At 38.3% G+C, this 23466-nt stretch carries 26 protein-coding genes; 9 read left to right on the top strand and 17 right to left on the bottom strand.

Going from position 1 to position 23466, the window contains the following annotated elements; genetic code table 11:
• Nucleotides 1-132: 132 nt before the first annotated feature.
• The 9 genes from N0B48_RS16350 to N0B48_RS16310 form a co-directional block, all read right to left on the bottom strand.
• Nucleotides 133-1536, bottom strand: coding sequence for a spore maturation protein (locus N0B48_RS16350; RefSeq protein ID WP_259839941.1), 1404 nt, complete (start codon nt 1534-1536; stop codon nt 133-135).
• Between the two features lie 131 nt (nt 1537-1667).
• Nucleotides 1668-2492, bottom strand: coding sequence for an SGNH/GDSL hydrolase family protein (locus tag N0B48_RS16345; protein ID WP_259839940.1), 825 nt, complete (start codon nt 2490-2492; stop codon nt 1668-1670).
• Between the two features lie 94 nt (nt 2493-2586).
• Nucleotides 2587-3099 (bottom strand): DUF6973 domain-containing protein, encoded by a 513-nt coding sequence (locus tag N0B48_RS16340; RefSeq protein ID WP_259839938.1) that lies wholly within the window; start codon nt 3097-3099, stop codon nt 2587-2589.
• A 54-nt stretch (nt 3100-3153) separates the two neighbouring features.
• Nucleotides 3154-4008: an acetyl-CoA carboxylase, carboxyltransferase subunit beta gene (gene accD / locus N0B48_RS16335; RefSeq protein WP_259839936.1), complete on the bottom strand. Its 855-nt coding sequence runs from the start codon at nt 4006-4008 to the stop codon at nt 3154-3156.
• 90 nt (nt 4009-4098) lie between these two features.
• Nucleotides 4099-5169, bottom strand: a complete 1071-nt coding sequence (fbaA, locus tag N0B48_RS16330; protein WP_259839934.1) for a class II fructose-bisphosphate aldolase — start codon at nt 5167-5169, stop codon at nt 4099-4101.
• Between the two features lie 71 nt (nt 5170-5240).
• The gene (locus tag N0B48_RS16325; protein ID WP_259839933.1) at nt 5241-6107 is read right to left on the bottom strand and encodes an NAD kinase; all 867 of its coding nucleotides are present in this window, start codon (nt 6105-6107) and stop codon (nt 5241-5243) included.
• A gap of 1 nt (nt 6108) precedes the next feature.
• Complete coding sequence (locus tag N0B48_RS16320) at nt 6109-6759, bottom strand: CBS domain-containing protein (protein ID WP_259839931.1); 651 nt, start codon at nt 6757-6759, stop codon at nt 6109-6111.
• 187 nt (nt 6760-6946) lie between these two features.
• Nucleotides 6947-7477 carry an RNA methyltransferase gene (locus tag N0B48_RS16315; protein WP_259839930.1) on the bottom strand — a complete coding sequence of 177 codons (531 nt, stop codon included), beginning with the start codon at nt 7475-7477 and terminating at the stop codon, nt 6947-6949.
• A gap of 5 nt (nt 7478-7482) precedes the next feature.
• Nucleotides 7483-8103, bottom strand: coding sequence for a toxin-antitoxin system YwqK family antitoxin (locus N0B48_RS16310; protein ID WP_259839928.1), 621 nt, complete (start codon nt 8101-8103; stop codon nt 7483-7485).
• Between the two features lie 55 nt (nt 8104-8158).
• Between N0B48_RS16310 and N0B48_RS16305 the strand changes: the two genes are divergently transcribed.
• Nucleotides 8159-8758, top strand: a complete 600-nt coding sequence (locus N0B48_RS16305) for a hypothetical protein (protein WP_259839926.1) — start codon at nt 8159-8161, stop codon at nt 8756-8758.
• Between the two features lie 10 nt (nt 8759-8768).
• Here the strand turns inward: N0B48_RS16305 and N0B48_RS16300 are convergent, their stop codons facing one another.
• The gene (locus N0B48_RS16300; protein ID WP_259839925.1) at nt 8769-9650 is read right to left on the bottom strand and encodes a bestrophin family protein; all 882 of its coding nucleotides are present in this window, start codon (nt 9648-9650) and stop codon (nt 8769-8771) included.
• A 437-nt stretch (nt 9651-10087) separates the two neighbouring features.
• Here N0B48_RS16300 and N0B48_RS16295 point away from each other — a divergent pair, with 437 nt between their 5' ends.
• Entirely contained in the window at nt 10088-10969 is an 882-nt protein-coding gene (locus tag N0B48_RS16295) for a cupin-like domain-containing protein (RefSeq protein ID WP_259839923.1), read from the top strand.
• A gap of 183 nt (nt 10970-11152) precedes the next feature.
• Here N0B48_RS16295 and N0B48_RS16290 read toward each other — a convergent pair whose 3' ends face one another.
• Entirely contained in the window at nt 11153-11683 is a 531-nt protein-coding gene (locus tag N0B48_RS16290) for a GNAT family N-acetyltransferase (RefSeq protein ID WP_259839922.1), read from the bottom strand.
• 424 nt (nt 11684-12107) lie between these two features.
• On the opposite strand from N0B48_RS16290, the gene mutS reads away from it, so the two are divergent.
• A complete protein-coding gene (gene mutS, locus N0B48_RS16285) occupies nt 12108-14696 on the top strand; it encodes a DNA mismatch repair protein MutS (RefSeq protein ID WP_259839921.1) in 2589 nt (862 codons plus the stop codon).
• Between the two features lie 29 nt (nt 14697-14725).
• Here mutS and N0B48_RS16280 read toward each other — a convergent pair whose 3' ends face one another.
• Nucleotides 14726-14884, bottom strand: coding sequence for a bacteriocin (locus tag N0B48_RS16280; protein WP_259839920.1), 159 nt, complete (start codon nt 14882-14884; stop codon nt 14726-14728).
• A 27-nt stretch (nt 14885-14911) separates the two neighbouring features.
• Nucleotides 14912-15076: a bacteriocin gene (locus N0B48_RS16275; RefSeq protein WP_259839919.1), complete on the bottom strand. Its 165-nt coding sequence runs from the start codon at nt 15074-15076 to the stop codon at nt 14912-14914.
• A gap of 406 nt (nt 15077-15482) precedes the next feature.
• On the opposite strand from N0B48_RS16275, the gene N0B48_RS16270 reads away from it, so the two are divergent.
• From N0B48_RS16270 to N0B48_RS16260, 3 genes are all read left to right on the top strand, one after another.
• The gene (locus N0B48_RS16270) at nt 15483-15971 is read left to right on the top strand and encodes a TlpA family protein disulfide reductase (RefSeq protein ID WP_259839918.1); all 489 of its coding nucleotides are present in this window, start codon (nt 15483-15485) and stop codon (nt 15969-15971) included.
• A 7-nt stretch (nt 15972-15978) separates the two neighbouring features.
• Entirely contained in the window at nt 15979-16638 is a 660-nt protein-coding gene (locus tag N0B48_RS16265; RefSeq protein WP_259839917.1) for a thioredoxin family protein, read from the top strand.
• Nucleotides 16639-16800: 162 nt separating this feature from the next.
• Nucleotides 16801-17196, top strand: coding sequence for a ribosomal maturation YjgA family protein (locus N0B48_RS16260; RefSeq protein WP_259839916.1), 396 nt, complete (start codon nt 16801-16803; stop codon nt 17194-17196).
• Between the two features lie 230 nt (nt 17197-17426).
• Here the strand turns inward: N0B48_RS16260 and N0B48_RS16255 are convergent, their stop codons facing one another.
• The 4 genes from N0B48_RS16255 to N0B48_RS16240 all read right to left on the bottom strand — a co-directional run bounded on the left by N0B48_RS16255 (nt 17427) and on the right by N0B48_RS16240 (nt 20602).
• Nucleotides 17427-18344, bottom strand: coding sequence for a YARHG domain-containing protein (locus tag N0B48_RS16255; RefSeq protein ID WP_259839915.1), 918 nt, complete (start codon nt 18342-18344; stop codon nt 17427-17429).
• Nucleotides 18341-18901 (bottom strand): DUF2306 domain-containing protein, encoded by a 561-nt coding sequence (locus N0B48_RS16250; protein ID WP_259839914.1) that lies wholly within the window; start codon nt 18899-18901, stop codon nt 18341-18343. Before N0B48_RS16250 ends, N0B48_RS16255 begins: the two co-directional genes overlap by 4 nt.
• Before the next feature lie 85 nt (nt 18902-18986).
• Nucleotides 18987-19397, bottom strand: a complete 411-nt coding sequence (locus tag N0B48_RS16245; RefSeq protein ID WP_259839912.1) for an energy transducer TonB — start codon at nt 19395-19397, stop codon at nt 18987-18989.
• Complete coding sequence (locus N0B48_RS16240) at nt 19394-20602, bottom strand: BaiN/RdsA family NAD(P)/FAD-dependent oxidoreductase (RefSeq protein ID WP_259839911.1); 1209 nt, start codon at nt 20600-20602, stop codon at nt 19394-19396. Before N0B48_RS16240 ends, N0B48_RS16245 begins: the two co-directional genes overlap by 4 nt.
• 113 nt (nt 20603-20715) lie before the next feature.
• Here N0B48_RS16240 and N0B48_RS16235 point away from each other — a divergent pair, with 113 nt between their 5' ends.
• From N0B48_RS16235 to N0B48_RS16225, 3 genes are all read left to right on the top strand, one after another.
• A complete protein-coding gene (locus tag N0B48_RS16235) occupies nt 20716-21210 on the top strand; it encodes an acyl-CoA thioesterase (RefSeq protein ID WP_259839910.1) in 495 nt (164 codons plus the stop codon).
• 49 nt (nt 21211-21259) lie between these two features.
• The gene (gene thiL, locus N0B48_RS16230; RefSeq protein ID WP_259839909.1) at nt 21260-22312 is read left to right on the top strand and encodes a thiamine-phosphate kinase; all 1053 of its coding nucleotides are present in this window, start codon (nt 21260-21262) and stop codon (nt 22310-22312) included.
• A 312-nt stretch (nt 22313-22624) separates the two neighbouring features.
• On the top strand, nt 22625-23443 hold the full coding sequence (locus N0B48_RS16225; RefSeq protein ID WP_259839908.1) for a helix-turn-helix domain-containing protein: 819 nt from the start codon (nt 22625-22627) through the stop codon (nt 23441-23443).
• The last annotated feature ends 23 nt before the right edge of the window (nt 23444-23466 follow it).

Below are 23466 nucleotides of genomic sequence, written 5' to 3'. Positions count from 1 at the left end.
ACTGATTTGCCCTAATCGGAAGTCATCTACACAAGAGTGTGTTTTTTGTTGATGTTTATGATTTGAAATCTTTATTTAACTTAGATTGATACGGATTGTCGGTGGCTGAGGCTCTCGAAGCCACCATTCTTTTTACGCGAAAAACAAATACGCCAGCACAATCGAAGTAATAACCCCCACCAGATCCGCCAAAAGCATAGCAATTACCGTGTATCTTGTGTTCTTTACGGCTACGGCTCCAAAATATACCGCAATCACGTAAAACGTCGTATCTGAGCTTCCCTGAAGAACTGCGGCTAGTTTTCCTTGGAAACTGTCTGCTCCGAAAGTTGCCATCGTATCTACCATCATTCCTCTGGCTCCAGATCCTGAAAGAGGTTTGATCAATGCAGTGGGAAGTCCGTCTACAAATCTCGGATCGGCACCTGCGGTATTCGCTAGCCATTTCATTCCGTCGATAATTACGTCAAAAACCCCTGAAGTCCTCAGTAAGGAAATAGCAATCAGCATTCCTACCAGATAAGGGATAATTTTGACACAGGTTGTAAATCCTTCTTTAGCGCCTTCAATAAACGCATCAAAAACATTGATTTTTTTATAAACTGCCCCCAGAACTATCGCAAGGAAAATGAAGAGGATAAGCCCGTTACTTAAAACCTGGCTGAAAGTATCCAGCTCGGTTTTATTAAGACCGGTCAAATACCATACAAGAAGTCCGATAAGTACCGAAACTCCGCCTATGTATGCAATAACAGTAGGTTTTAATAAATTGATTTTTTGATAAATTGAAACAATGATCATGGCTGCTAATGTCGCTGCAAAAGTGGCGATCATGCAGTAAAGGAAGATGTCCGTGGGGTTTTTGGAGCCGGCAGAAGCTCTTAAGGCAATGATAGAAACCGGAATCAAGGTCATACCGCCTGCATGAAGACACAGAAACATGATCTGTGAATTGCTGGCAGTGTCTTTATTGGGGTTTAATGTCTGGAGGCTTTCCATCGCTTTTAAACCGAATGGAGTGGCGGCATTGTCCAATCCCAGAAGATTCGCGCTGAAATTCATCAGCATATGCCCGAAAGCCGGGTGGTTCTTAGGAATATCAGGAAATAATTTTGAGAAAAAAGGTTGAATTAACCGGCTCAACAGATTAATTCCTCCTGCTTTTTCAGCAATACTCATGAATCCCATGAACAGGGTCATAATCCCGATTAGACCGATACAGATCTTAACGGCCGTTTCGGAGGTTCCGATCACGCCATCTGCTTCCTGAACCCTGTAGACCTTTACATTCTGTTTAAGAGAATCTGTTTTGTAATGAATTCTGCTGTCCGCAAAATCATTCTTTTTCATCAGGCTATCTCTGACAACGGGGGTAAGCGCATTCATCGGTTGTGAAGCGATCTGAACCGTATCACCGCCTTTTCCTACCACCATATCATTGAAGATGGTTTTGTAGTGGCCAGACGAAATGTATTTTATACTGGCGATGCCAATGGCAATGATAATGAAAGCCGACCAAATTCTGCTGAGGACCATTTAATTTTATTTTGGATTTTAAATGTAGTGAAAATTACTAAAAAGAGAAATTGAAAAAGCAGTATTGCCGAAAAGGCAAGATTTTTAATTAAGATTTCCTCACCAATTTTGCCATCCTACAGTGATACATTTTACTTTGCCATTCTCTTTAATGTATTGGCTGTTTCCGGTTTAATTTCCCCTAAATATTTTAGCTGTGATGCATCTTTATTGGTGAGAAGACTATAGAAAATGCATGCATTGAAAAATGAACCCGTTTTATTGGGATGAATTTCATCTTCTAACAGTTCAATATCTGGATGTTTCGTCATGACTTCATAAAACTTTTCACCGTTTTTAGATTGAATTAAATCATTTTTGGACGCCAGTAAACTGTGGCCCTCCGAAAGTAATTTTTGATGTTGCTCAAAATCTTTAATCAGCGGCGAGCAGGATGCCGGGGCAAGGATTATTTTAGATGGATAGCAGTATTTTTGGGGATAATTCTCCTTTCCTGCCCATGTTGTGAATAATATGAATTTACAATCCGGATTAGAAACCATTTTCTTTATTGCCTTTATGGAATGGTCAATATCCAGATCTCTATCTTCAGGAATTAAAATACTCACTTGTCCGGTCTGCATAATAATGACATCCCAATTTCTTTCGGCAATCATTTTCTCTGTCTCCGTAGTTTCGGAGTCGGTCTTTTTTCGGGTATTTATCATGTTTTCAGTCTGGGCGACAATAATATTGTCAAGATGATCAGACAAAGACATACCAGGAAAAGTACTTTGATAGATTTTAAAATTTTGATCGGTTTCGTTCAACATGGCCTGAAGCATTTTCGGCATATCATGAAAATAGGTTAAACTATTTCCAATAAAAAGAACATTTACTTCTTTGTCAGGTCTTACATTTTGAGATTTACAAAATGAAACACAAAATATAATGATTAATAATAGAGTATTCTTCATGGAATTGTGAATTAGTGCTAAATGTAAATGTTTTTTTGATATAAACATCATAAAGGCAGAAATTCTCTTTAGTAAACCGTGAAAAATTTAGTTATTATTTCTCATCAAGATAAACCAGATATCCCTCAAAGTCATCATCTAAATTTTTCAAAACCTTCGCATCATCCATTTTCTTGGCAAGACTGTCGATGAAAAAATTCTTTTCAAAAAACTGGCGGTGAATTCCCGGAAGCAGTTCCATGAAATAATCCATACCGATTTTGTTGTTGTGAAGATCCATTTTCGTTTCCAAAGGTTGATTGGGAAAGAGTTCTTCATGCATATCGGTTATTCTCTTGCAGAAATTCAGTGCTTTTTCCGGTGAAGAGACCTTGCAGCAGTACATCATGATGAAACAGCACCAAAGCGCGTGTCTGAAAGCATTTCCGATACCGTTGTTAGATGCCGTTTTCGGAAACTTTTTCTGAGCAATGGCGAAAGCCTGTACCGTTGCATGAAAGCTTAATAATGCAAAAAGAGGATGGGGAAGAAGAAGTGATAAAAGACGCATGATCTTTTTCAGGCTCATGCTTCGGATGGTATTAAAAAATATCTTAAAAGTCCTCATAAATAAAAATCTCTCCCTAATTAGAGAGAGATTGTATAGTTTTTGTTACAGATCTTAAGCTTTTGCAGCTAATAAATTCACTGTTTTTGCTACCGTATCTCTAATTTCTGTTCTTTTTACGATGAAATCTACAAATCCTTTTTCCTGTAAGAATTCAGAGGTCTGGAAACCTTCCGGAAGATCTCTTCCGATCGTTTCACGGATTACTCTTGGACCTGCAAACCCGATCAGCGCTTTCGGTTCAGCCATGATAATATCAGCGGTCATAGCGAAAGAAGCTGTGATGCCTCCAAAAGTAGGATCACAAAGGTAAGCGATGTATAAAAGTCCTGCTTCAGAAAGCTGAGCAAGCTTAGCCTGTACTTTGGCAAGCTGCATAAGAGAGTAGGTTGCTTCCTGCATTCTCGCTCCTCCGGACTGACAGATGATCATGTACGGAAGTTTGTTGGCGATACAGTAATCTACTGCTCTTCTGATCTTTTCTCCCATTACAGAACCTAAAGATCCTCCAATAAAAGCAAAATCCATACAGGAAACCACCATTTGAGTTCCTTTTACGGTTCCTACTGCATTTCTGATAGAATCTGTAAGCTTTGTTTTTGCTCTTACTTCTTTTAAACGGTCTTTATAAGGTTTTGTATCCTTGAAGTTTAAGATATCAATACTTTCAACATTAGCATCGAGTTCAGTGAACTTCCCTTCGTCAAAAAGGATCTCAAAAAATTCTGCACTTCCAATTCTTACGTGAAATCCGTCTTCAGGAGAAACGTAGTTGTTTCTTCTCAGTTCATCATGCTCTACTATTTTTCCTGATGGAGTCTGATGCCAAAGGCCTTTGGGAACATCCTTTTTTTCATCAGTAGAAGTGGTAATGTTTTTTGCTTTTCTTTTAAACCAGTCGAATGCCATTTTGATTGTATTAGGGTATAAATGTAAAATGTATTAATGTAAACCGCATCCATCAGGGATACTATTTACATTAATACAAATGTACAGTTCTTATTTTAAAGTATTTACGTTATTTAAGTCTTCAAACGCCTGAACCAGTCTTGTAGAGAAAGTTTCCTCCCCTTTTCTTACCCAAACTCTTGGGTCATAGAATTTTTTGTTAGGCTTTTCTTCTCCTTCAGGGTTTCCGATCTGAGCTCTTAAATAATCGATGTTGTTAACCATATAATCTCTAACCCCTTCCGTGTAAGCGAATTGAAGGTCAGTGTCAATATTCATTTTGATAACTCCGTAGTCGATAGCTTCTCTGATCTCTTCTAAAGTAGATCCTGAACCTCCGTGGAATACAAAGTTAATCGGCTTGTCAGCTGTTCCGAATTTCTCCTGAACATATTTTTGAGAGTTGTCAAGGATTTTTGGGGTAAGAACCACGTTTCCTGGCTTGTAAACTCCGTGTACGTTACCGAAAGCGGCAGCAATGGTAAAGTTGTCAGAAATTGCTTTTAATTTTTCGTAAGTATAAGCGATATCTTCCGGTTGAGTGTATAATTTAGAGTTGTCAACATCAGAATTGTCTACACCGTCTTCTTCTCCGCCTGTAACACCGATCTCCACTTCCAGAGTCATCTGCATTTTAGCCATTCTTTCGAAATATTGAGCTGAAGTTTCCAGATTTTCTTCCAGAGATTCTTCAGAAAGATCCAGCATGTGAGAAGAATAAAGAGATTTTCCGGTCTGCTTATAATGCACTTCACTTGCATCTAATAATCCGTCGATCCAAGGCAATAATTTCTTAGCACAGTGGTCGGTGTGTAAAATTACAGTTGCTCCGTAAGCTTCTGCAAGAGTATGAATATGTTTTGCTCCGGCGATAGATCCTAAAATAGCTGCTTTCTGACCGTCATTATTTAATCCTTTTCCTGCGTTGAAAGCGGCTCCACCGTTTGAAAACTGGATAATTACAGGAGAGTTTAGTTTTGCTGCGGTTTCCATAACAGCATTTACATTGCTTGAACCAATTACGTTTACTGCAGGCAGTGCAAATTTGTTTTCTTTAGCGTACTGAAAAATATCAGTAACTAATTGACCTGTGGCAACTCCTGCCGGAAAAATTCTGCTCATGTTTTACTTTTTATTTTAAATTATTAGGCGTTTTTAAAATTCCTGTAAAGGTAATCATTTTTGAGGAATTACTAATTTCTTTTGTCCCTGCCCCAAAGCAGCTTCTGACGGATTGTTTCGTAGAAACTTAAATGGTTGGGCTGTACCAGAAGGATCTGGAAATCTGCCTTTTTGATGATAATTTCTTTGTCGGTTTCTATATGAACCAGTCTCGAGTCCAGCGAAAGAGAATACTGGGGCACTCTGCTTTCCACTCTAAATTTGATTTCCACTCTGTCATTCACGACCAAAGGTCTTACATTCAGATTGTGTGGAGCGATAGGCGTAATGACAAAATTTTCGTTGTTCGGAGAGATGATCGGTCCGCCACAGCTTAACGAATAAGCCGTAGATCCTGTAGGCGTGGAAACGATAACCCCGTCACCCCAGAAAACATTTAAAAATTCATCGTTGATATATGAATCTACCGTGATCATAGAGGTTGTTTCCTTTCTCGAAACGGTAACGTCATTCAATGCATACGGGAAAAAATCGTCAGATCTTGGAGAAACCACTTCAATCACAGCACGGCGGCTGGTTTTTACATCACCTTTTAAGATGGCATCAAGTTCTTTGAATGCTTCTTCCTTGGTAAAACTCGCCAGAAATCCTAATCTTCCGGTATTGACACCTACGATAGGGATTTCCAGGTCTTCGATAAAAGTAAGGGAATTCACGATAGTTCCGTCACCCCCGAAAGTAAAGAAAAGGTCTACCTCCTTATCCAGAAGGTCCTGTTTGCTGTTGAATGTTTCAAATATCTTTGAGAACTGAAGCGCTTCAGCCATTTCATCGTACAAAACAGATTTTACGCCTCTGGTTTCAAGTTCTGAAATAAACTTGCTTAAATATAAAAAAGTATCGAGGTCTTTTTTCTGAGAATATATGGCTGCCTTCATGTTATATTTCTATGAATTTTTGGAAAAATCCGAACCGGTCTTTAAACAGATCAGATTTCTCATCAGAATAGTATTTTTCAACAATTCTGTAATCGTACCTGTCAAAAGTAGCGTCTATCGAGGAGAGATTTTCATTGCTGATCTTTATCGTCACATGAATCACTTCATCGGACATAAAGGTGATAAATCCACCATAAAACTTCGAGTTATTGCTTTCCACAATATTGGCGATCTCCGTCATCGAATATTTTCTGGCCGGTGTTTCTATCGTAAGGATAGCTCCGGTCTCTGAAAACAGGGGATAGCGGGAAAGATTCTGAAAAATATCTTCACAGGTGATATACCCGAGGTACTTTTCATTCTTATTGATCACCGGAATTACATTAGCGCTGAAAGTATAAAACAGACGGATGCTGTCCATGATATTATTGTCTTCCAGAATCGCAAAACGCTCGATCTGATGTTCAAGATCTTTCAAAGTTCCATCACCTTCATAAAGAAAGTCTTCTGCGATAGCGCCGTAGAAGTGGTGAGATTTTTTGATGAAAATATGAGAATATCCGAAATCGTCTAATGTGTTCCTTGCTGATTCTATTGAGTCAGTCAGGCTAAAACACGGAAAGTCTTTTGAGATATAATCCTTGATAAACATTGTGCTAATTTATAAAAAATTAAATGAAACTATTTCTGAAAACATCACTTTTTTTCAGAAAAATTGAAAAAATTGACATCAAAATTTGTTTGTAAAGAAAAAAAAAGTACCTTTGTCGCCTTTCATTTTTACTTTTTATTAGATTTATTTCAAACTGCACTGTCTTTTAAGGACATATGCAGTTTTTTTATTTTAGGGCTTTTGCAAACTCCCACATCACAATTCCACCGCATACACTTACATTTAAAGAATGCTTGGTTCCCAGCTGAGGGATTTCCAGGAATGTGTCAATATTGGGTAGCGCCTCATCACTTATTCCCTCTACTTCATTTCCTAAAATCAATGCATATTTCTTTGATTTGTCTATGCTGAAATCAGTGATCATCATGCTGTCTGTGGTCTGCTCGATCCCGATGATTTCATAGCCGCGGCTTTTATAATCACTGATAGCCGTATTAATATCGCTTTCATGCCCCCAGTCCACACTTTCTGTAGCTCCCAGTGCTGCCTTATGGATCTCACGATGAGGCGGTTGTGGCGTAATGCCGCAAAGAATAATTTTTTCGATCAGAAAAGCATCTGCCGTTCTGAATGATGCACCTACATTGTGCATGCTTCTGAGATTGTCTAAAATAATGACTAATGGAATTTTCTCAACCTTCTTAAATGTTTCTACATCGATTCTGTTCAGTTCTTCCAGTTTTAATTTCTGTGCCAATTGTTTTATTTTGTTGAGATTAATTTTCCGTCTCTGTAGACCTCCGTCTTTTCAACGCTTCCGTCTTCACGGTAATGAACTCTGTTGCCATTCCATTTATCGTTGACGAATTCTGTTTCACGCTGCAGTTTTCCTGATGGATAAAGTGCTTTCCATTTTCCGGTAGCGATTCCGTTTTCATACTGCCCGATTTGCTTTACAGATTTTCCGTTTTCATAAAAGATTTTACTTTCACCATGTAATTTAGCGAATTTATAATTAGAAATTTCAGCAATTACACCAGCGGGCGTATAAAAAGTAGCTGTAAAGCTGTTATCATAAACATTTTTGTCGCCATTTCTAAAAACTTCCTTCGAGGTCAGAACACCATTCTTATCGAAATAAGACCATTCTTTCACCTTATAGTCTTTTTTGTATTCTCCTTTAGCCTGAACCTTTCCGTTATCGTGATAATAAATGGCATCGCCTTCCACTTTGCCTTTTTTCCATTCAAGAATCTGTTTTACCTGTCCGTTTTCAAAGAAATCTTTGCAGGATCCTTCCTGAAGTCCATCTTTAAATCCACATGGTTTTTGTGCTAGTGCCCACGATGATGCAGTCATTATTAGCAGAAAAAAGTATTTCATAGATTTTTTTATTTCAAAAATAGCAAAATACTTATATTTGAATTAAAATATTAACATGAAAAAAATATCCGCTTTATTGCTGTTGGTATTCGCTTTTCTATCTGTACAGGCACAGAATACCTATTATCCGCAGGCTTTTTTCGATAAAAAAATGGCCAGAGAGATGCTTAGTTTCGGAAATTCAACGATTGAAGGAGTAGCTTCCACAAAACAAAAGGGACAATTCGGGATCAAACCTCTGCTTGGAGCGAAACATTATGCACCCAAAGGAACCGTGGTGATGCTTTTTCCTGTAACACCTTATTTTGATGAGTTTTACAGCATGAGAAGAAAATATGAAAACAAAAAGACCACTGTATACATGTCCGAAGATGCTTTTAAATATAAACTTGAAGCTTTGACAGATGATTACGGAAGGTTTAAGTTTGAAAAATTAAAACCCGGAAAATACTATCTGGAAACCATCGTCAACTTTACGGCGACAGGCAGTTATCAGGAACAGACCGGCAGAACAGATTCTTATAACGTATATGGAGGATACTTGTATTCTTCACCGATATACCAAACTTTTTTCTATGGCTATTCTGCAGCAAACAGAGAAAGCAAATTTGTAGAAATAAAAGAGGACGGAGAAATAAAGGAGATCAAACTTTAAGGTTGATTTTTTACTTTTTCAGCCCCATAATCTGATGAACACTTTTTTCTATACTTTGTGCTAATGCTTCCATCGGAATATCGTTTTCATCATTATTGAAAGGATCTTCAATTTCCTCAGCAATAAGCTCGAGGCTCATCAATACATAATAGACAAATACCGTCAACGGAATCATCAGAAGCCCAATGGTAATGACGTAGGCAACAGGCAGAGCCAGTACATATAAGATGATAAATTTCTTAACAAACGAAGAATAAGAGTAGGGAATGGGCGTGTTTTTAATTCTTTCACAGCCACCGCAAACATCGAGAAACCCCGAAAGCTGAGTGTCGAGATACAGCATTTCAATATCCGAGATCTTGCCTTCTTTTTTCAGCTGATTCAGTTTATGGGTTAAAAGAATAATAATTTCGCTGGGACCATGATGCTTCAGCGAATTTTCAATTTCGGAATAATCTTCATCCAAAGCGAGTCTTGTAGATTCCTTAGATAAATGTTTAGCCAGGAAATGCGGAAAATATTTTAAATATCTCGAGATTTGCTCTGCATCCTGACGGTCATTCTCTAAAATGGCATTGATTTTCACTGCAAAATTTCTGGTATCATTCACAAGTTTTCCCCAAAGTTTTCTGCCTTCCCACCATCGGTCGTAAGCGGTATTGGTTCTGAAAACCAATAGTAAAGAGAGTACAAAGCCCAGCAGAGAATGAATCATTCCTATATTGCTCACCCCGGATTTTGTGGTAAGATGCAGATATTCCACTTCCAGATACTGAATGCCCCACGAATAGAGTCCCACAAGGATCATCGTTGGAAAAAGGATCTTCATGGTATCACTTTTATGCATGCTGAAAAGGATTTTCAGGAAATGCTTGGTGTTGTAGGCTCTCATAAATTCACTTAGTCTTACAAATATAATTTTTTCATTTGAGCTCTGCTTTGTCGGTAACCTTAAAATAAGTTTAAAAAGGCAAGGGGTGAATTGTCGGATTTTTACAGATGATTGTGAATAGTTTTTGAAACATTAAGAGCATTGAAGGAGGTAAGAAAAGTTAAGAAAAAATCTCAAAATTTTTTGAGCTGTAGTCCTTAAAGCGAAGTTCCCTTTGTGATCTTAAAATAATGGTTCAATTATAAAAAACTCTGATTTTTTCAAGCTTAAGTGCACTTTTATCCTTAATATATTTTACTTAAAAAAACTAAAGTGTTTAAAATATTTTGTTCATTTTGTGGTTTAAATCAGGCTCCCAAAGTCTCCAATACCATTTTTTAATTTTCACAGATTTCAAAAAAAGACTATTTTTATTTCGCATTAAATAACAAAATAAGATGATCCTCGAAAACGTAGATGTAGTCAACGATATCAGTAAAGAAGATTTTCAGAAGAATTATTTCAAAAAACATAAGCCGCTTTTGATCAAAAATTTTGCGGCCAGATGGGATGCTTTTGACCAATGGAATCTCGCTTATATCCGTGAAAAAGCAGGTGATCAGGACGTTCCGCTGTATGACAATAAACCGGCTGATGCCTCCAAAAGTTCAAATGCACCGGTGGCGAATATGAAGATGAAAGATTATATCGACAGGATCAAAAGCGGACCTTCAGATCTGCGAATCTTTTTCTATATCATCACAGACAGACTCCCGGAATTACTGAAAAACTTCACCTATCCCGACCTGGGAATCAAGTTTTTTAAGCGACTGCCTACACTTTTCTTCGGTGGAAGCGAAGCGCATGTTTTGATGCATTACGATGTGGATCTCGGAGACTTTCTCCATATTCATTTCGAAGGAAAAAAAAGGATTCTGTTATTTGACCAGAAACAATCTGCCTTCTTATATAAAGTACCGCTATCTGTTCATACCGTCTACGATATAGATTATGAAAACCCCGATTACGAAAAGTTTCCCGCCTTGCAATATGCCAAAGGTTACGAGATTTTCATGGAGCACGGTGATGCCCTCTTTATTCCGGGTGCATTCTGGCATTTTAACAGATATCTGGAACCTGGGTTTTCAATGTCACTCAGGGCGCTTCCCAATAAACCTGGTGTTTTCGCCAATATGATGTACCATGTTTTTATCATGAGGTATACAGATAAACTTCTGCGTAAAATTTTTAAGGCTAAATGGGTGAATTACAAACAGAAGCGGGCGTATGAGAAAGGGACGGAAGTATTTGAAAAGAAGAGTAAGTGGGGAAGGAGTTAAAGTAAAGGGATGGAAGCCTGAAGAGGGAGGCTGGAAGTTACTGTTTCTCCTGATACTTCTTGTTGTGGTTGTAATTCAAGAAGGTCAATGTCGAAGATAAATGATCAAAAAATTAATAAAAAAATATTCAGTAGTTCTGTAGAACTTTAGAAACTTCCATCTTCCGACACCCATCTCCCATCTTTACTCATTAATAAGTCCAAAGATCTTAGCATCCACAAATTTCCCTTTTTCAAAAAAGTAATCGCGCAGAATTCCTTCATCTTTAAAATTTAAAGAATGTAAAAGTTTCTCCGAAGCAATGTTCGCGGGATCTGTGAAGGCATCGATGCGGTGAAGTCTCATGCTTTCGAATCCATAGATAAGGATAGGAAGGATGGCTTCTTTCATATAAGATTTTTTCCAGAATTTAGGATTCAGTTCATAGCCGATCTCAGCCCGGAAATGCTCAGGATACCAGTTGTGATAACCGCATGTTCCAATAACTTTCTTTTCTGATTTCAATTCCAAAGCCCATCGGAAACCTTTGCCTTTCTCGAATTCATTATTAAAATAGGTGATGATATTTTGGGCATCCTCCAGGGTTTTGAAGGTGTCCAGATCATAATATTCCATGACTTCATCCAGAGAAAAATATTCGAAGAGATCTTCTGCGTCATGGGGAGTAAGCTGTCTTAAAAGGAGTCTTTCAGTTTCTAAAACCGGATAGATCATATCACTTATTTTACTTGAAAAATACGACAAATATTTTATTCTGAAATGGATAAATTATCTGAGCTAAAGTTAAGAAGTGTGAATGGTAAATTTTGCTTCGCAAGTGAAAGGTGAATTTTTTGAGTCGATGTGAGGTTTTTAGGCTGAGGCTAAGATTGAGAATGGTCAATGGTCAATTTTGCTTCGCAAGTCAATGGTGAAAAGCTTCCAACTCAAAGACTCGCGGTACAAAACTCATCACTCATCATTTATAATTCATCACTTTCCAAAACCCTCTCACTCTAAAACGCTCCGACTCTCCAACCTGTAGTACCCCGCATCTCGAACCCCAAAACCCGCATCCCGAAACTTCGAACCCCTCAATCTTAATTTTCTTAACCCGAACTCAGGTAATTTTAATTAAATTTGGGGCTCATTTTTAATTATGGCAAAAACGAAGAAGGAAACTCCGCTCATGACGCAGTACAATACCATTAAGGCAAAATACCCTGATGCACTGCTGCTGTTCAGAGTAGGAGACTTTTATGAAACTTTCGGGCAGGATGCTGTGAGAACCTCTCAGATCCTCGGAATTGTGCTTACCAAAAGAGCGAATGGAGATGGTCATATAGAGCTTGCCGGATTTCCGCATCATTCTGTGGATTCTTATTTGCCGAAACTGGTACGAGCCGGAATGAGAGTCGCTATCTGCGATCAGCTGGAAGATCCGAAAACCGTCAAAGGAATTGTTAAAAGAGGCGTTACAGAGCTTGTGACACCCGGAGTGACGTTCAATGATCAGGTTTTAAATTCAAAAAAGAACAACTTCCTGCTTTCCCTGCATAAAGAAAAAGAAAAGTTCGGAATTGCCATGGTAGATGTTTCTACCGGTGAGTTTTTGGTGAGTGAAGGAAATTTAGAAAAAATTCTTCATATCATCAATACTTTTGATCCGAGCGAGATTGTTTATCAGAGAAGTGTTCAATTGCCAGAACAGCTTAAAAATAAAAGTGCCTTTAAACTTGAAGACTGGGCTTTCCAATATAATTTTGCCTACGAAAAACTGACTTCCCATTTTAAAACGAAGTCTCTAAAAGGTTTTGGTATTGAAAATCTTCCGCTTGCCATTACAGCGGCAGGAGCCATTTTTGCTTACCTGGTGGAAGATACCCACCACAATCTGCTTGCCCATATTACGAAACTTCAGATTATTCCGCAGGAAGATTATCTGATGATGGACAATTTTACATTAAGAAACCTTGAAATTGTATATCCGAGTAATCCACAAGGGAAGTCGTTGCTGGATATTATTGATAAAACGTCTACTCCCATGGGAGGAAGATTACTGAGAAGAAGGATTATTCTTCCGTTAAAATCTGTAGAGGAGATCATGAGAAGGCTTTCTCTGATTGATTTTCTGAACGAAAAAGATCATCTGAAATACGAAATCTGTCAGCTGTTGAAATCCATTTCGGATCTTGACCGACTGATGGGAAAACTGGCTGCAGAAAAGATATCTCCGAAAGAACTGGGCTATCTGCGTCAGAGTTTGATCAATATTCATGAGATAAAAGCTTTGCTTCATCCGCATGCAGATGTTCTGGCCTGGCTGGAACCTTTGTTTGATATGGAAGAGCTGATCAAGTTTTTACAAAATCATCTGAATGAAGAGCTTCCGGTGAATATTTCAAAAGGAAATGTAATCAAAGCAAACATATCCGAAGAACTCGACAGATTGAGAAACCTGCAGAACAAAGGCCGCGGTTTTCTGGATGATATGTGCCAGAGAGAAATTGAAAGAACGGGAATTTCAAGCCTTAAAATAGATTTTAATAATGTTTTCGGATATTATATAGAAGTAAGAAATGCCCATAAAGATAAAGTTCCGGGTGAATGGTTAAGAAAGCAGACGCTTGTGAATGCAGAACGCTACATCACCGAAGAACTGAAAGAATATGAAAGCCAGATCCTTGGTGCCGAAGAAAAAATAGGCGTTCTGGAAAATCAGCTGTACAGAAATGTATGTGCCGAAACCATGGTCTATATGGATCAGATTCAGGGGAATTCTAATATTATTGCGCAGCTTGATGTAGCGGCAGGATTATCGGAACTGGCTGTTTCAGAAAGTTATACAAAGCCGGTTCTGAACCAGGGCTATGCTATAGATTTAAAAGAAGCAAGACACCCGATTATTGAAAACGCACTTCCTTTAGGGGAAAAATATATTCCGAATGATATCTTTTTAGATAAAGACTCCCAGCAGATCATTATGGTTACAGGTCCGAACATGGCCGGTAAATCAGCGATCCTTCGCCAGACTGCGATTGTATGTCTTTTGGCTCAGATCGGAAGTTTTGTGCCTGCAAAACATGCTGAGATCGGGGTGTTAGATAAAATTTTCACAAGGGTAGGAGCTACCGACAATATTTCTGCCGGTGAATCTACGTTCATGGTGGAGATGAACGAGGCAGCGAATATCCTGAATAATATCTCGGAGCGAAGTCTGATTCTTTTAGATGAGATCGGACGTGGAACCTCTACCTATGACGGGGTTTCCATCGCATGGGCTATTGCAGAATACCTTCACCAGCATCCTACACAGGCTAAAACCCTGTTTGCAACGCATTATCATGAGCTGAATGAAATGACCGTGAATTTTGAGAGAGTGAAAAATTTCCACGTTTCCATTCAGGAAAACAAAGGAAATATCATCTTCTTAAGAAAGCTGGTTCCGGGAGGTAGCGAGCACAGTTTTGGTATCCATGTGGCTAAACTGGCGGGAATGCCGGCAAAGGTAGTCAACAGGGCCAATGAGATCCTGAAAACCCTTGAAGCAAGCCGTACACAAAGCACCAGTACTTCTGAAAGCATCAAAAGAGTCACAGAAGAAAATATGCAGCTTTCGTTCTTCCAGCTGGATGATCCGGTTCTGGAAAATATCCGCGAAGAACTGACGAAAATAGATATCAATACACTGACACCTATTGAAGCTTTAATGAAGCTGAATTCGATAAAAAAAATGATTGGAGGTTAGTCCAATCATTTTTTTATCCTATCTGAAGATTAACAGCAGTATCCATCTTTGCCTCTCGGGCCGATAATCATGAAATGACTCGGTACACCCCTGAGTTTACACAGGCCTTCAGCACATGAAGCGCCTCCGCTGATCTCTTTCAGCTCCTTTTTCGTGAGCTTTCTGCTTTGAATGTTTGAGTTTTTCATACATCTTGATCTAATGATGATCAATACTTAGCAGCATGGTCCGTCCTGAATTCCATATACTCCGTATTGTTCTTCACCCGTTGCCGGATCAAAGCAGCTCACCACCAGTGGACAAATCGGTCTTACTCCACCGCTAATTTTCTTAAGCTCTTTTTTGGTCAGCTTTTTAGGCTGAAAATTTGATTTTTTCATAATATTTTTGTTTTGATTGTATGCTAATTTACATTTAATTTCTTTTAATTCAATGGGTTGTGATTAAAAAAATAATGTTAAAATTATCAATGAAAAATCAATAAATGCTTCTTTTACTGCATTCTCAACCTTATTTAAATAATGTGTGTTCGGGATAAGAGTTTTTTATTTTAATTATAGTCAGGAAGCCTGAATCGGCTTAGATCTTCGTAATCCAGTTAACCGTGTCAAGGTTCAAAACCTTGACACGGTTAAAACAGCCTTATTTAAAAACTAATTGATCAGAGGAATTTAAAAGTATCTAATATAAAAGACCCATTTAACTATTTCTCCAGCTTTTTATCCAACCACAAAGCAGATAAAGATCACCCTGGATTTAAATGATAATTAATGACTATTTTTGAATATGAAGAATTTATTAACCTTATTAACTGTTTTTCTGTGTATTACAGCTTTTAATGCCCAGCAGACAGATGTCCCCTCCATGAAATATGAAGACCTTGAAAAACGCATTCAGAAGGAGAATGATAAGCTTTTGGTGGTCAATTTCTGGGCCACAACTTGTGCTCCTTGTGTAAAGGAACTGCCTGATTTTATGGAGGTCAACAATAAGTTGAAGGATAACCCAAAATTTAAAATGATCCTGGTTTCGTTAGACAGATTGGTAGATAAGGAAAGAGTCATTAAGTTCATCAAAAATAAAAATCTTACCGCCGAAGTAATCCTGCTGGACGACATCAAAAGAATGAATACCTGGATTCCAAGGTTTGAAAAGAACTGGGACGGAAACATTCCCGTAACCATTTTCTATAAAAACGGCCAAAAAGTACATTTCAACGATGGCGAAATGAGCAAAGAAGATCTCGAAAAAACAATTAACGATAACTTACAATAAAATAAATATGAAAAACCTGAAAATTTTAATGGCGGCATTCATTGCCGGGCTTGGATTGCTAAGCTTTACAGCTGCAGATCATGAAAAGGAGGGATCTCAGAAAGTGAATTCACCGGCCTCTTCAAAAGGCTATGAAGTAGGAGATGCAGCGGCTGATTTTAAGCTGAAAAATATTGACGGGAAAATGGTTTCTTTAAGTGATTTTAAAAGCGCAAAAGGATTTATAGTCGTTTTCACCTGCAACCATTGCCCGTATGCCAAAAAATATGAGGACAGAATTGTAGAGCTGGATAAGAAATTCAAAAATCAGGGGTATCCGGTTATTGCTGTTAATCCCAACGATCCGAATGTACAGCCTGAAGACGGCTACAAACAGATGATCGACAGAGCCAAAGAGAAGGGCTTTACCTTCCCATATCTTGTGGATGAAGGACAGAAGGTATATCCGCTTTATGGAGCCACAAAAACACCCCACGTTTTCGTCCTGAAGAAAGAAAACGGAAAGAATATCGTGAAATATATCGGTGCCATCGACAACAACTACGAAAATCCGAATGATGTATCGGAATATTATGTTCAAGATGCGGTGAATGCCCTGATCAAGGGAGAATCTGTAAAAATGGACAAAACAGTTGCCATTGGATGTACAATCAAAGTAAAGAAATAATATATTTGCTTTAGCAATTTAACATAAGATCGGTGTTCTTTGAATACCGATTTTTTATGACCGAAAATTGAATGAGGTTGTATTTATTCAATAGGAGCGGGCTTTAGCCCGCTTAAACAATAACGAACCATAGAAAGGCTTTAGCAAAAACTTAAAACAAACATGGAGTTAAAATTCAGTCTGAAATATCTTCTTCTCACCATATTGATCTTTCTCATAGAAGTCTTGATTGCCACCAAGCTGGCAGATATCTTCTTTGTAAGAGCTTATCTCGGAGATGTTATTGTCGTGATGCTTCTCTACACTTTCGTAAAGAGTTTAGTGAAAATAAACAATGAGAAACTTATTCTTGGGATTTTTGTTTTTTCATGTATTGTAGAATTTGCACAATACTTTACGGTGGCAGAAAAACTAGGCTTCCGCCCTGGAGACTTTATGTATACCGTCATTGGAAATTCTTTCTCGTGGGTAGATATTCTGTGTTATGCTGCCGGATGCCTAATGCTGTATCTTTTTGTAAAATTAAATCCAAAAAAGGAAGAAGAACTTAGCCTGTAAACCTGGTTTTTTTCCTGTTATTCAAGGATGAAAATTAAAGACTGTCGTATTCTGTCCCTTACTTTTGTGCCGTTTTCTTCAGCAGGGATCCATTTCTCATCTTATGCTCTTTAATAAACTCATTTCTTATCGATTCATGTTCGTTGGAAGTTATTGGGTTGTCTGAAATCTGATATCTCCCCAAAAAACTCACCATTCACTTGCGAAGCAAAATTGACCATTCACGTTTCCTATCTTCCGAAACTGTCGTATTTATCTTCCGCATACTTGATGAAACGGTTCAGCAATGCTACATTGTCCTTTTCCATTGGAGAAAGCTCTTTATCTACATTATTGGACACAGGAATATACCAATCAGTCTGTTCAAAGAAATATCTGTACGTTTCCTTTTTGAAAGAATAGCCATGTCTGGCAAAAACAGAATTTTTAATGATCTCAAGATCTATTTTTCTTAAATTTTTAAGTTCCTTCTCCGTCAGTTTCTGTTTGGAAGCATTCAGTTTAAAAATAGCTTCAGAAGCCATTCTGTTTTTGGAGGTCGTATAGCTTTCTGTTTTTCCGGTTTCTTCATTGGTGTATTTTTCTACAAAATCCTTCGGATTAGACCAGTCTACGAGATCGGAATCCTGATCCAGCATAAAGTTTGGGTTGTAGACAAAGTCTTTCTTGGAAAGTTTAATGGTTTTTAAAGGCGATTTTACCGCTGTTTTATTGAAAGCATTCCATTTTCCGGTGATGCTGTCGCCGCTTAATTTTATTTCAAATCTACCGTCGGTTTTATCATTTCCGGGCTCATCCAGGACAAAAGATTTCATACTTTCATTAAAAACACCCCTGAAAGGACGCTGATTACCATTGACAATACTTTGTCCGTAAACACTGTCCTTGGTGATCCTGTTGATCTTCAAAGAAATTTTCTTATTCACGAAATCTTCATATTTTTCGCCATCGTCAGAAGTAATCATTTCTTTTCCGGCAAAATCTCCGGTATAAATTCCGTAATATTCTTTATAAATTTCAGGAACCACAACGGAATCCTTTTTAGCAATCACAGAATCTTTTCCTGTTTCGGTTATTTTCCCATCTTTCTTACAGCTCAGCAGAGAGACTGCCAGCAAAGAGATAAGGGTGTAATTTAAAATTTTCATATATGTTTTTTTGTTATTAGGTATTCAATTAAAAGGATATTGGGAATCCAGCCCAGCCATGCGATAATCTGGTAGACATCCATAGGATTTGGGTGGAATAAATATACAATAATTACTTTCCAGATTCGTAAAGTGAGGGCAGATAAAGTGAGTGCAAAACTACGCCACATCCACTGCTTATGTTCCTTAAACCTTTTCTGTCTTGCAGCTTGATAGGCTTTATACGTAGAAAACCACCATAGAGAGCCTAAAATAACGAATGACATTTTGGAAAGGTAGCCTCCGTTGGCAAAAAATCCCATGTAGATTCCAGAGGGTGCGGCTAGAATTAGAATTAAAAAAATGTAGACTTTTCCAATATTCCTATGAAAGTTTTTAATCCCGAAATCCTTTCTGAGAATAGCCAGAAATCCGGAAAACAGCACAAAAATACTGGTATACACGTGGGTGTAGAAAAACGAAAGATATTCCGGCCTGTCCTGAACTTCCGTCTGCTTGATCATCAGAAAGCTTACATTCGGATTGAAGGGAATATATTCGAGGGTAATTTTAAGCATCAGCCAAAAAAAATATCCAAACCCCACAATCAAAAGGGTTTTCAAGATAGAAGGGATATATTTCCTGGCGGGAAGCATATTATATTTAGTCGAAATTAACGACAAAAGGAAGATTGTACCATGTCAATATGGGAGATCCTTTGTAGGTTGCAGGTGCCCATTTAGTCTTTATAGAGTTGATGGTTCTTTCTACTTCCCGGTTAAGATCTTCATTACTTCCGGTTACAGTCACTTTTTCTATTTCTCCATTAATGTTAACTGCAAATTTTGCTTTGGACCGTAATTCTCCTTTACCTCCTTTTATACGGTTTACTCTTATTTTTTGACTCACGATGGTCATAAACTGTCTGATTCCTCCCGGGTATTCCGCTGGTTTCTGATCTTCTGGATCACGACGATCGCTGGAAGAATCTGTAGCAGGAGCCTTTGTTTCCTGAACCTGTGAAAATGCAGTCACTGATAAGAAAATCAGAGCTAATACTGTTATTTTTTTCATATCTCCAAATGATTTAAATGTTGTGAAATAAGCCATCCTTCACTCCAGCAAGCCTGAAAATTAAAACCTCCCGTCACCGCATCAATATTCAGAACTTCACCGGCAATATGGAAATTGGGAAGAAGTTTTGAAGTCATGTTTTTGAAGTTAATTTCCTTTAAATCAACACCTCCGGCGGTCACAAACTCATCTTTAAACGTAGATTTTCCTGTAACCTTAAGCTTTTTTCTGCAAAGGTTTTCAAGGATCTTTTGCATTTCTTTTCCAGAAATTTGGGAAACTTGCTTATTAAGGTCAACTTTTGAAACATCAAGTACTTTTTGCCAGAACCTGTTGGTGACATCAAAGATCTTTGCCTGCCCAATTGTCTTTTTCGGATTGGACTGTTTAAAATTATGGAAACTTTCTTCTGCTTCATCCATAGATTTTGAAATAAAATTCACTTCGATCTCAAAATGATACTTTGATTTGGCCAGACTTATCGCTTCCCACGCTGAAATTTTCAGAACAGCTGGTCCGGAAAGGCCCCAATGGGTAATCAATAAAGGTCCGCTTTCCTCAGTTTTTAAAGCAGGAATTGAAATTTCGGCATTTTCAAAGCTGGTTCCGGGAATATCCTGTAACAGCTCATCTTTAATATTGAATGTAAAAAGAGATGGAACAAGATCCACGATCTTATGACCCAGATTTTCAATGATCTTCAATGATTTCGGAGAACTTCCGGTCGTATAAACGACATAATCCGCCTGAAAATCTCCCAAACTGGTCTTGACAAGATATTTTTCACCCTGTTTTTCAATTTCCTTAACGGAACATTTTGTTTTAACCTCTACTTTTTTATTCTGAATTTCAGTCTGGAAAGTATTGATAATGGTCTGTGAAGAATTGCTTTCCGGAAATACCCGGTTGTCATTCTCTATTTTCAAAGGAACACTGCGTTGGTCAAACCAATCCATCGTATCCCCTGGTTGAAATTTAGTGAAAACACTTAACAATTCCTTGTTACCCCTCGGGTAAAACTGAACCAGTTCCCGGGGATCAAAACAGGCATGGGTGACGTTGCAACGTCCGCCGCCAGAGATTTTTACCTTCTGAAGTACATCCGAGTTCTGCTCCAGGATGGTAATGCTGTATTTTTTTTCGTCAAGATTCGATGCACAGAAAAAGCCTGCTGCACCGCCTCCGATAATGATGATCTGTTTCATGTATGGGTAATCTTATGCTGAAGATTATTTTTTCAAAAGTACAATTTTTATAAACCATCTTATTTGAGTAATTTTGAAGAATATAATTTAATCATACTAAAAACAACTTTTACATGATTTTTTACCATAAATTCGAAGTACGCTGGAGTGATCTTGATGCCAATAAGCACTTAGCCAATTCATCATATGTACAGTACTGTGCGCAGTCCAGAATGGCCTTTATGACCAAAGAAAAAATGGGAGTTACCCAATTGAGCCGATGGGGAATCGGGCCGGTGATCATGCATGAAAGATATTCTTTCTTCAAAGAGATCTATGCAGACCAAACGGTTATTGTAAGTCTGGAGATCGATGGATGCTCAGAAGACTCTTCAATCTACAGATTTGTCCATAAATTCTATACGCCGGACGGAGTGCATTGTGCTACTGCGGAAGCTACAGGAGTATGGATTGATATGATGCTGAGAAAAATGACGACTCCACCGGATGATGTGGTAGAAGCAATGAATAAATACAAAAGCCCTGAAACCATCGTGATGAGCAGAGAAGATTTCAAAAAACTTCCATTCCGTCCTGATAATGTGGATCCGGCAGAATTCACGAAATAGTATTCAAGGTTAATGTTCAAAGTCATGGACATTTAAAAAAGAAAAAATTATGTTTGAAGATAAATCACAGGAACTGACCCCGATTTCCAAATTAGGAGAATTCGGTCTTATAAAGCACTTGACAGAACATTTTCCACTGTCCAACGAGTCTTCGCAACTTGGAGTGGGAGATGATGCAGCTGTTATCAATCCTGGAAATAAAAAAGTTGTTCTTACAACAGATGTCCTTGCAGAGGGTGTTCACTTTAACTTAGGCTACGTTCCTTTAAAGCATTTAGGGTACAAAGCGGTTGTCGTGAATCTTAGCGATATTGCAGCCATGAATGCGGTGCCTACACAAATTTTGGTTTCTCTTGCCGTTTCCAACCGTTTTCCGGTGGAGGCTTTGGAAGAGATTTATTCCGGGATCCAGGCAGCATGTACAAGATATAAGGTTGATCTGATTGGAGGAGATACCACAAGCTCCAATTCCGGATTGGTGATGAGCATCACGGCTGTAGGAATTGAGGATGATGAGAATATTGTAAAAAGAAGCGGGGCAAAACCGAATGACCTTCTGGTGGTAAGTGGAGATCTTGGCGGTGCTTATATGGGGCTTCAGATCCTTGAAAGAGAACACGCTGTTTTCCTTGCAGATCCAAATATGCAGCCGCAAATGGAAGGTTACGACTATATTCTGGAAAGACAGCTTAAACCTGAAGCGAGAACAGACGTGAAAACAATCTTAGAAGAATTGGATATCAAACCGACTTCAATGATCGATATTTCGGACGGTCTGGCTTCCGAAATCCTTCATCTTTCTGATCAGTCCAAAACAGGATTCAGACTGTATGAAGAAAAGGTTCCGATGGACAGCCTGACGATCTCCACAGCGGATGAATTGAACCTTAATCCTGTCATGACAGCATTAAGTGGTGGGGAAGATTATGAATTACTGTTCACCATTTCTCCGAATGATTTTGATAAAATTAAAAACCACCCTGATTTTACAATCATTGGTCATGCAGTAGATAATGAAGAAGGGAATTATATGGTTGCAAGAGGCTCCAATCAGCTTGTTCCACTTACGGCGCAGGGATGGGATGCTTTTTTAAATAAGTAAGATGTTTACCATTACATTACTGCCAAGCTTAGTTATTGTTACATTTATCATTGTAACCCTTTATAAACATTATGTAAAAAAACGACCACAGGATCTTAAGGGATCATTGGGCTTTGTTTTAGTTTTTGTATTGGTTTGGAGCTTGATTTATTATTTAATTTTTAGTTGAAAAAAGAGAAGAATAGATCAATACGGAAGATAATAAGCTGGTAGCATACACAGATTATATTTAATTTTGAATATTGTAGAAAACCGCAGCACTTTTTTTGCTGTGGTTTTTGTTTACCTGAACAACATTAAAGAAAGACACCGATGAATTCATCAGAAAAAAACATTCCCGTCCATCACCTCACCTCTGAGCAATTTCAGCTAACGACTCTGGATAGCGGACATCCGGAGAACTTTAATGATGTTCACCGGCATAATTTCTTTGAAATCATCTGGTTCAGACAAGTGAAGGACAACAGCAGTTTAGAACTGGATTTTGAACATCACTCTCTCAAAAATAACCAGATTTGTATCATCGCACCCGGACAGGTTTTCAATATGAAACTGAGAGGTGAAAAAGGCTATGTGCTGGCCATAAGCCGGGAAATATTTAAAGAAGCCTGCGATATAGAAACGATTCTCACAGGAGGAACGTGCCCTTTTTCTTTAGATCCTCAAAGCGCAGAAACCTGCAGCACCATTATTTCGCTGATGGAAAAGGAATATAATGCGACATCAAGGATGGACTTATTAAAAACCTACCTGAGAGCATTCTGTATCATTATCACAGAGCAGATCAATCAGCAGGATTCTTCAATTAATGACAGACAACGCATTCAAAAGCTGATAAGTCTGATCGAAGAGCATTATACCGTTGAGAGAGATACAGGCTTCTATGCGGATCAGATAAAAGTAAGTGCCCATCATCTGAATGATATTGTCCGCCTTTCGAGAGGAACGACGGTGAAAAAGATGATCGCCCAACGATTGGTACTCGAAGCCAAAAGAGAACTCAGTTTTGGGGCTTTAACCGTTAAAGAAATTGCTTTTAAACTGGGGTTCAGTGATGCCTCTTATTTCTCCCGCTTTTTCAAAAAACATACAGGCCAGAACCCTGATGGATTTAAAGGCGGAAAAGAGTAGTTATATATCAGACACAAGACACA

This window comes from Chryseobacterium herbae (assembly GCF_025154075.1).
In the GTDB taxonomy this organism is placed as follows: Bacteria; Bacteroidota; Bacteroidia; order Flavobacteriales; family Weeksellaceae; genus Chryseobacterium; species Chryseobacterium herbae.
Note: the sequence above shows the minus strand (reverse complement) of the source record. Positions and strands in the feature narration are given on the sequence as shown.

Excerpts from the sequence above, each read along its gene's own strand:
- N0B48_RS16350 (WP_259839941.1), bottom strand. The coding sequence starts at position 1,536 with ATGGTCCTCAGCAGAATTTGGTCGGCTTTCATTATCATTGCCATTGGC.
- N0B48_RS16345 (WP_259839940.1), bottom strand. The coding sequence starts at position 2,492 with ATGAAGAATACTCTATTATTAATCATTATATTTTGTGTTTCATTTTGT.
- N0B48_RS16340 (WP_259839938.1), bottom strand. The coding sequence starts at position 3,099 with ATGAGGACTTTTAAGATATTTTTTAATACCATCCGAAGCATGAGCCTG.
- accD (WP_259839936.1), bottom strand. The coding sequence starts at position 4,008 with ATGGCATTCGACTGGTTTAAAAGAAAAGCAAAAAACATTACCACTTCT.
- fbaA (WP_259839934.1), bottom strand. The coding sequence starts at position 5,169 with ATGAGCAGAATTTTTCCGGCAGGAGTTGCCACAGGTCAATTAGTTACT.
- N0B48_RS16325 (WP_259839933.1), bottom strand. The coding sequence starts at position 6,107 with ATGAAGGCAGCCATATATTCTCAGAAAAAAGACCTCGATACTTTTTTA.
- N0B48_RS16320 (WP_259839931.1), bottom strand. The coding sequence starts at position 6,759 with ATGTTTATCAAGGATTATATCTCAAAAGACTTTCCGTGTTTTAGCCTG.
- N0B48_RS16310 (WP_259839928.1), bottom strand. The coding sequence starts at position 8,103 with ATGAAATACTTTTTTCTGCTAATAATGACTGCATCATCGTGGGCACTA.
- N0B48_RS16305 (WP_259839926.1), top strand. The coding sequence starts at position 8,159 with ATGAAAAAAATATCCGCTTTATTGCTGTTGGTATTCGCTTTTCTATCT.
- N0B48_RS16300 (WP_259839925.1), bottom strand. The coding sequence starts at position 9,650 with ATGAGAGCCTACAACACCAAGCATTTCCTGAAAATCCTTTTCAGCATG.
- N0B48_RS16295 (WP_259839923.1), top strand. The coding sequence starts at position 10,088 with ATGATCCTCGAAAACGTAGATGTAGTCAACGATATCAGTAAAGAAGAT.
- N0B48_RS16290 (WP_259839922.1), bottom strand. The coding sequence starts at position 11,683 with ATGATCTATCCGGTTTTAGAAACTGAAAGACTCCTTTTAAGACAGCTT.
- mutS (WP_259839921.1), top strand. The coding sequence starts at position 12,108 with ATGGCAAAAACGAAGAAGGAAACTCCGCTCATGACGCAGTACAATACC.
- N0B48_RS16280 (WP_259839920.1), bottom strand. The coding sequence starts at position 14,884 with ATGAAAAACTCAAACATTCAAAGCAGAAAGCTCACGAAAAAGGAGCTG.
- N0B48_RS16275 (WP_259839919.1), bottom strand. The coding sequence starts at position 15,076 with ATGAAAAAATCAAATTTTCAGCCTAAAAAGCTGACCAAAAAAGAGCTT.
- N0B48_RS16270 (WP_259839918.1), top strand. The coding sequence starts at position 15,483 with ATGAAGAATTTATTAACCTTATTAACTGTTTTTCTGTGTATTACAGCT.
- N0B48_RS16265 (WP_259839917.1), top strand. The coding sequence starts at position 15,979 with ATGAAAAACCTGAAAATTTTAATGGCGGCATTCATTGCCGGGCTTGGA.
- N0B48_RS16260 (WP_259839916.1), top strand. The coding sequence starts at position 16,801 with ATGGAGTTAAAATTCAGTCTGAAATATCTTCTTCTCACCATATTGATC.
- N0B48_RS16255 (WP_259839915.1), bottom strand. The coding sequence starts at position 18,344 with ATGAAAATTTTAAATTACACCCTTATCTCTTTGCTGGCAGTCTCTCTG.
- N0B48_RS16250 (WP_259839914.1), bottom strand. The coding sequence starts at position 18,901 with ATGCTTAAAATTACCCTCGAATATATTCCCTTCAATCCGAATGTAAGC.
- N0B48_RS16245 (WP_259839912.1), bottom strand. The coding sequence starts at position 19,397 with ATGAAAAAAATAACAGTATTAGCTCTGATTTTCTTATCAGTGACTGCA.
- N0B48_RS16240 (WP_259839911.1), bottom strand. The coding sequence starts at position 20,602 with ATGAAACAGATCATCATTATCGGAGGCGGTGCAGCAGGCTTTTTCTGT.
- N0B48_RS16235 (WP_259839910.1), top strand. The coding sequence starts at position 20,716 with ATGATTTTTTACCATAAATTCGAAGTACGCTGGAGTGATCTTGATGCC.
- thiL (WP_259839909.1), top strand. The coding sequence starts at position 21,260 with ATGTTTGAAGATAAATCACAGGAACTGACCCCGATTTCCAAATTAGGA.
- N0B48_RS16225 (WP_259839908.1), top strand. The coding sequence starts at position 22,625 with ATGAATTCATCAGAAAAAAACATTCCCGTCCATCACCTCACCTCTGAG.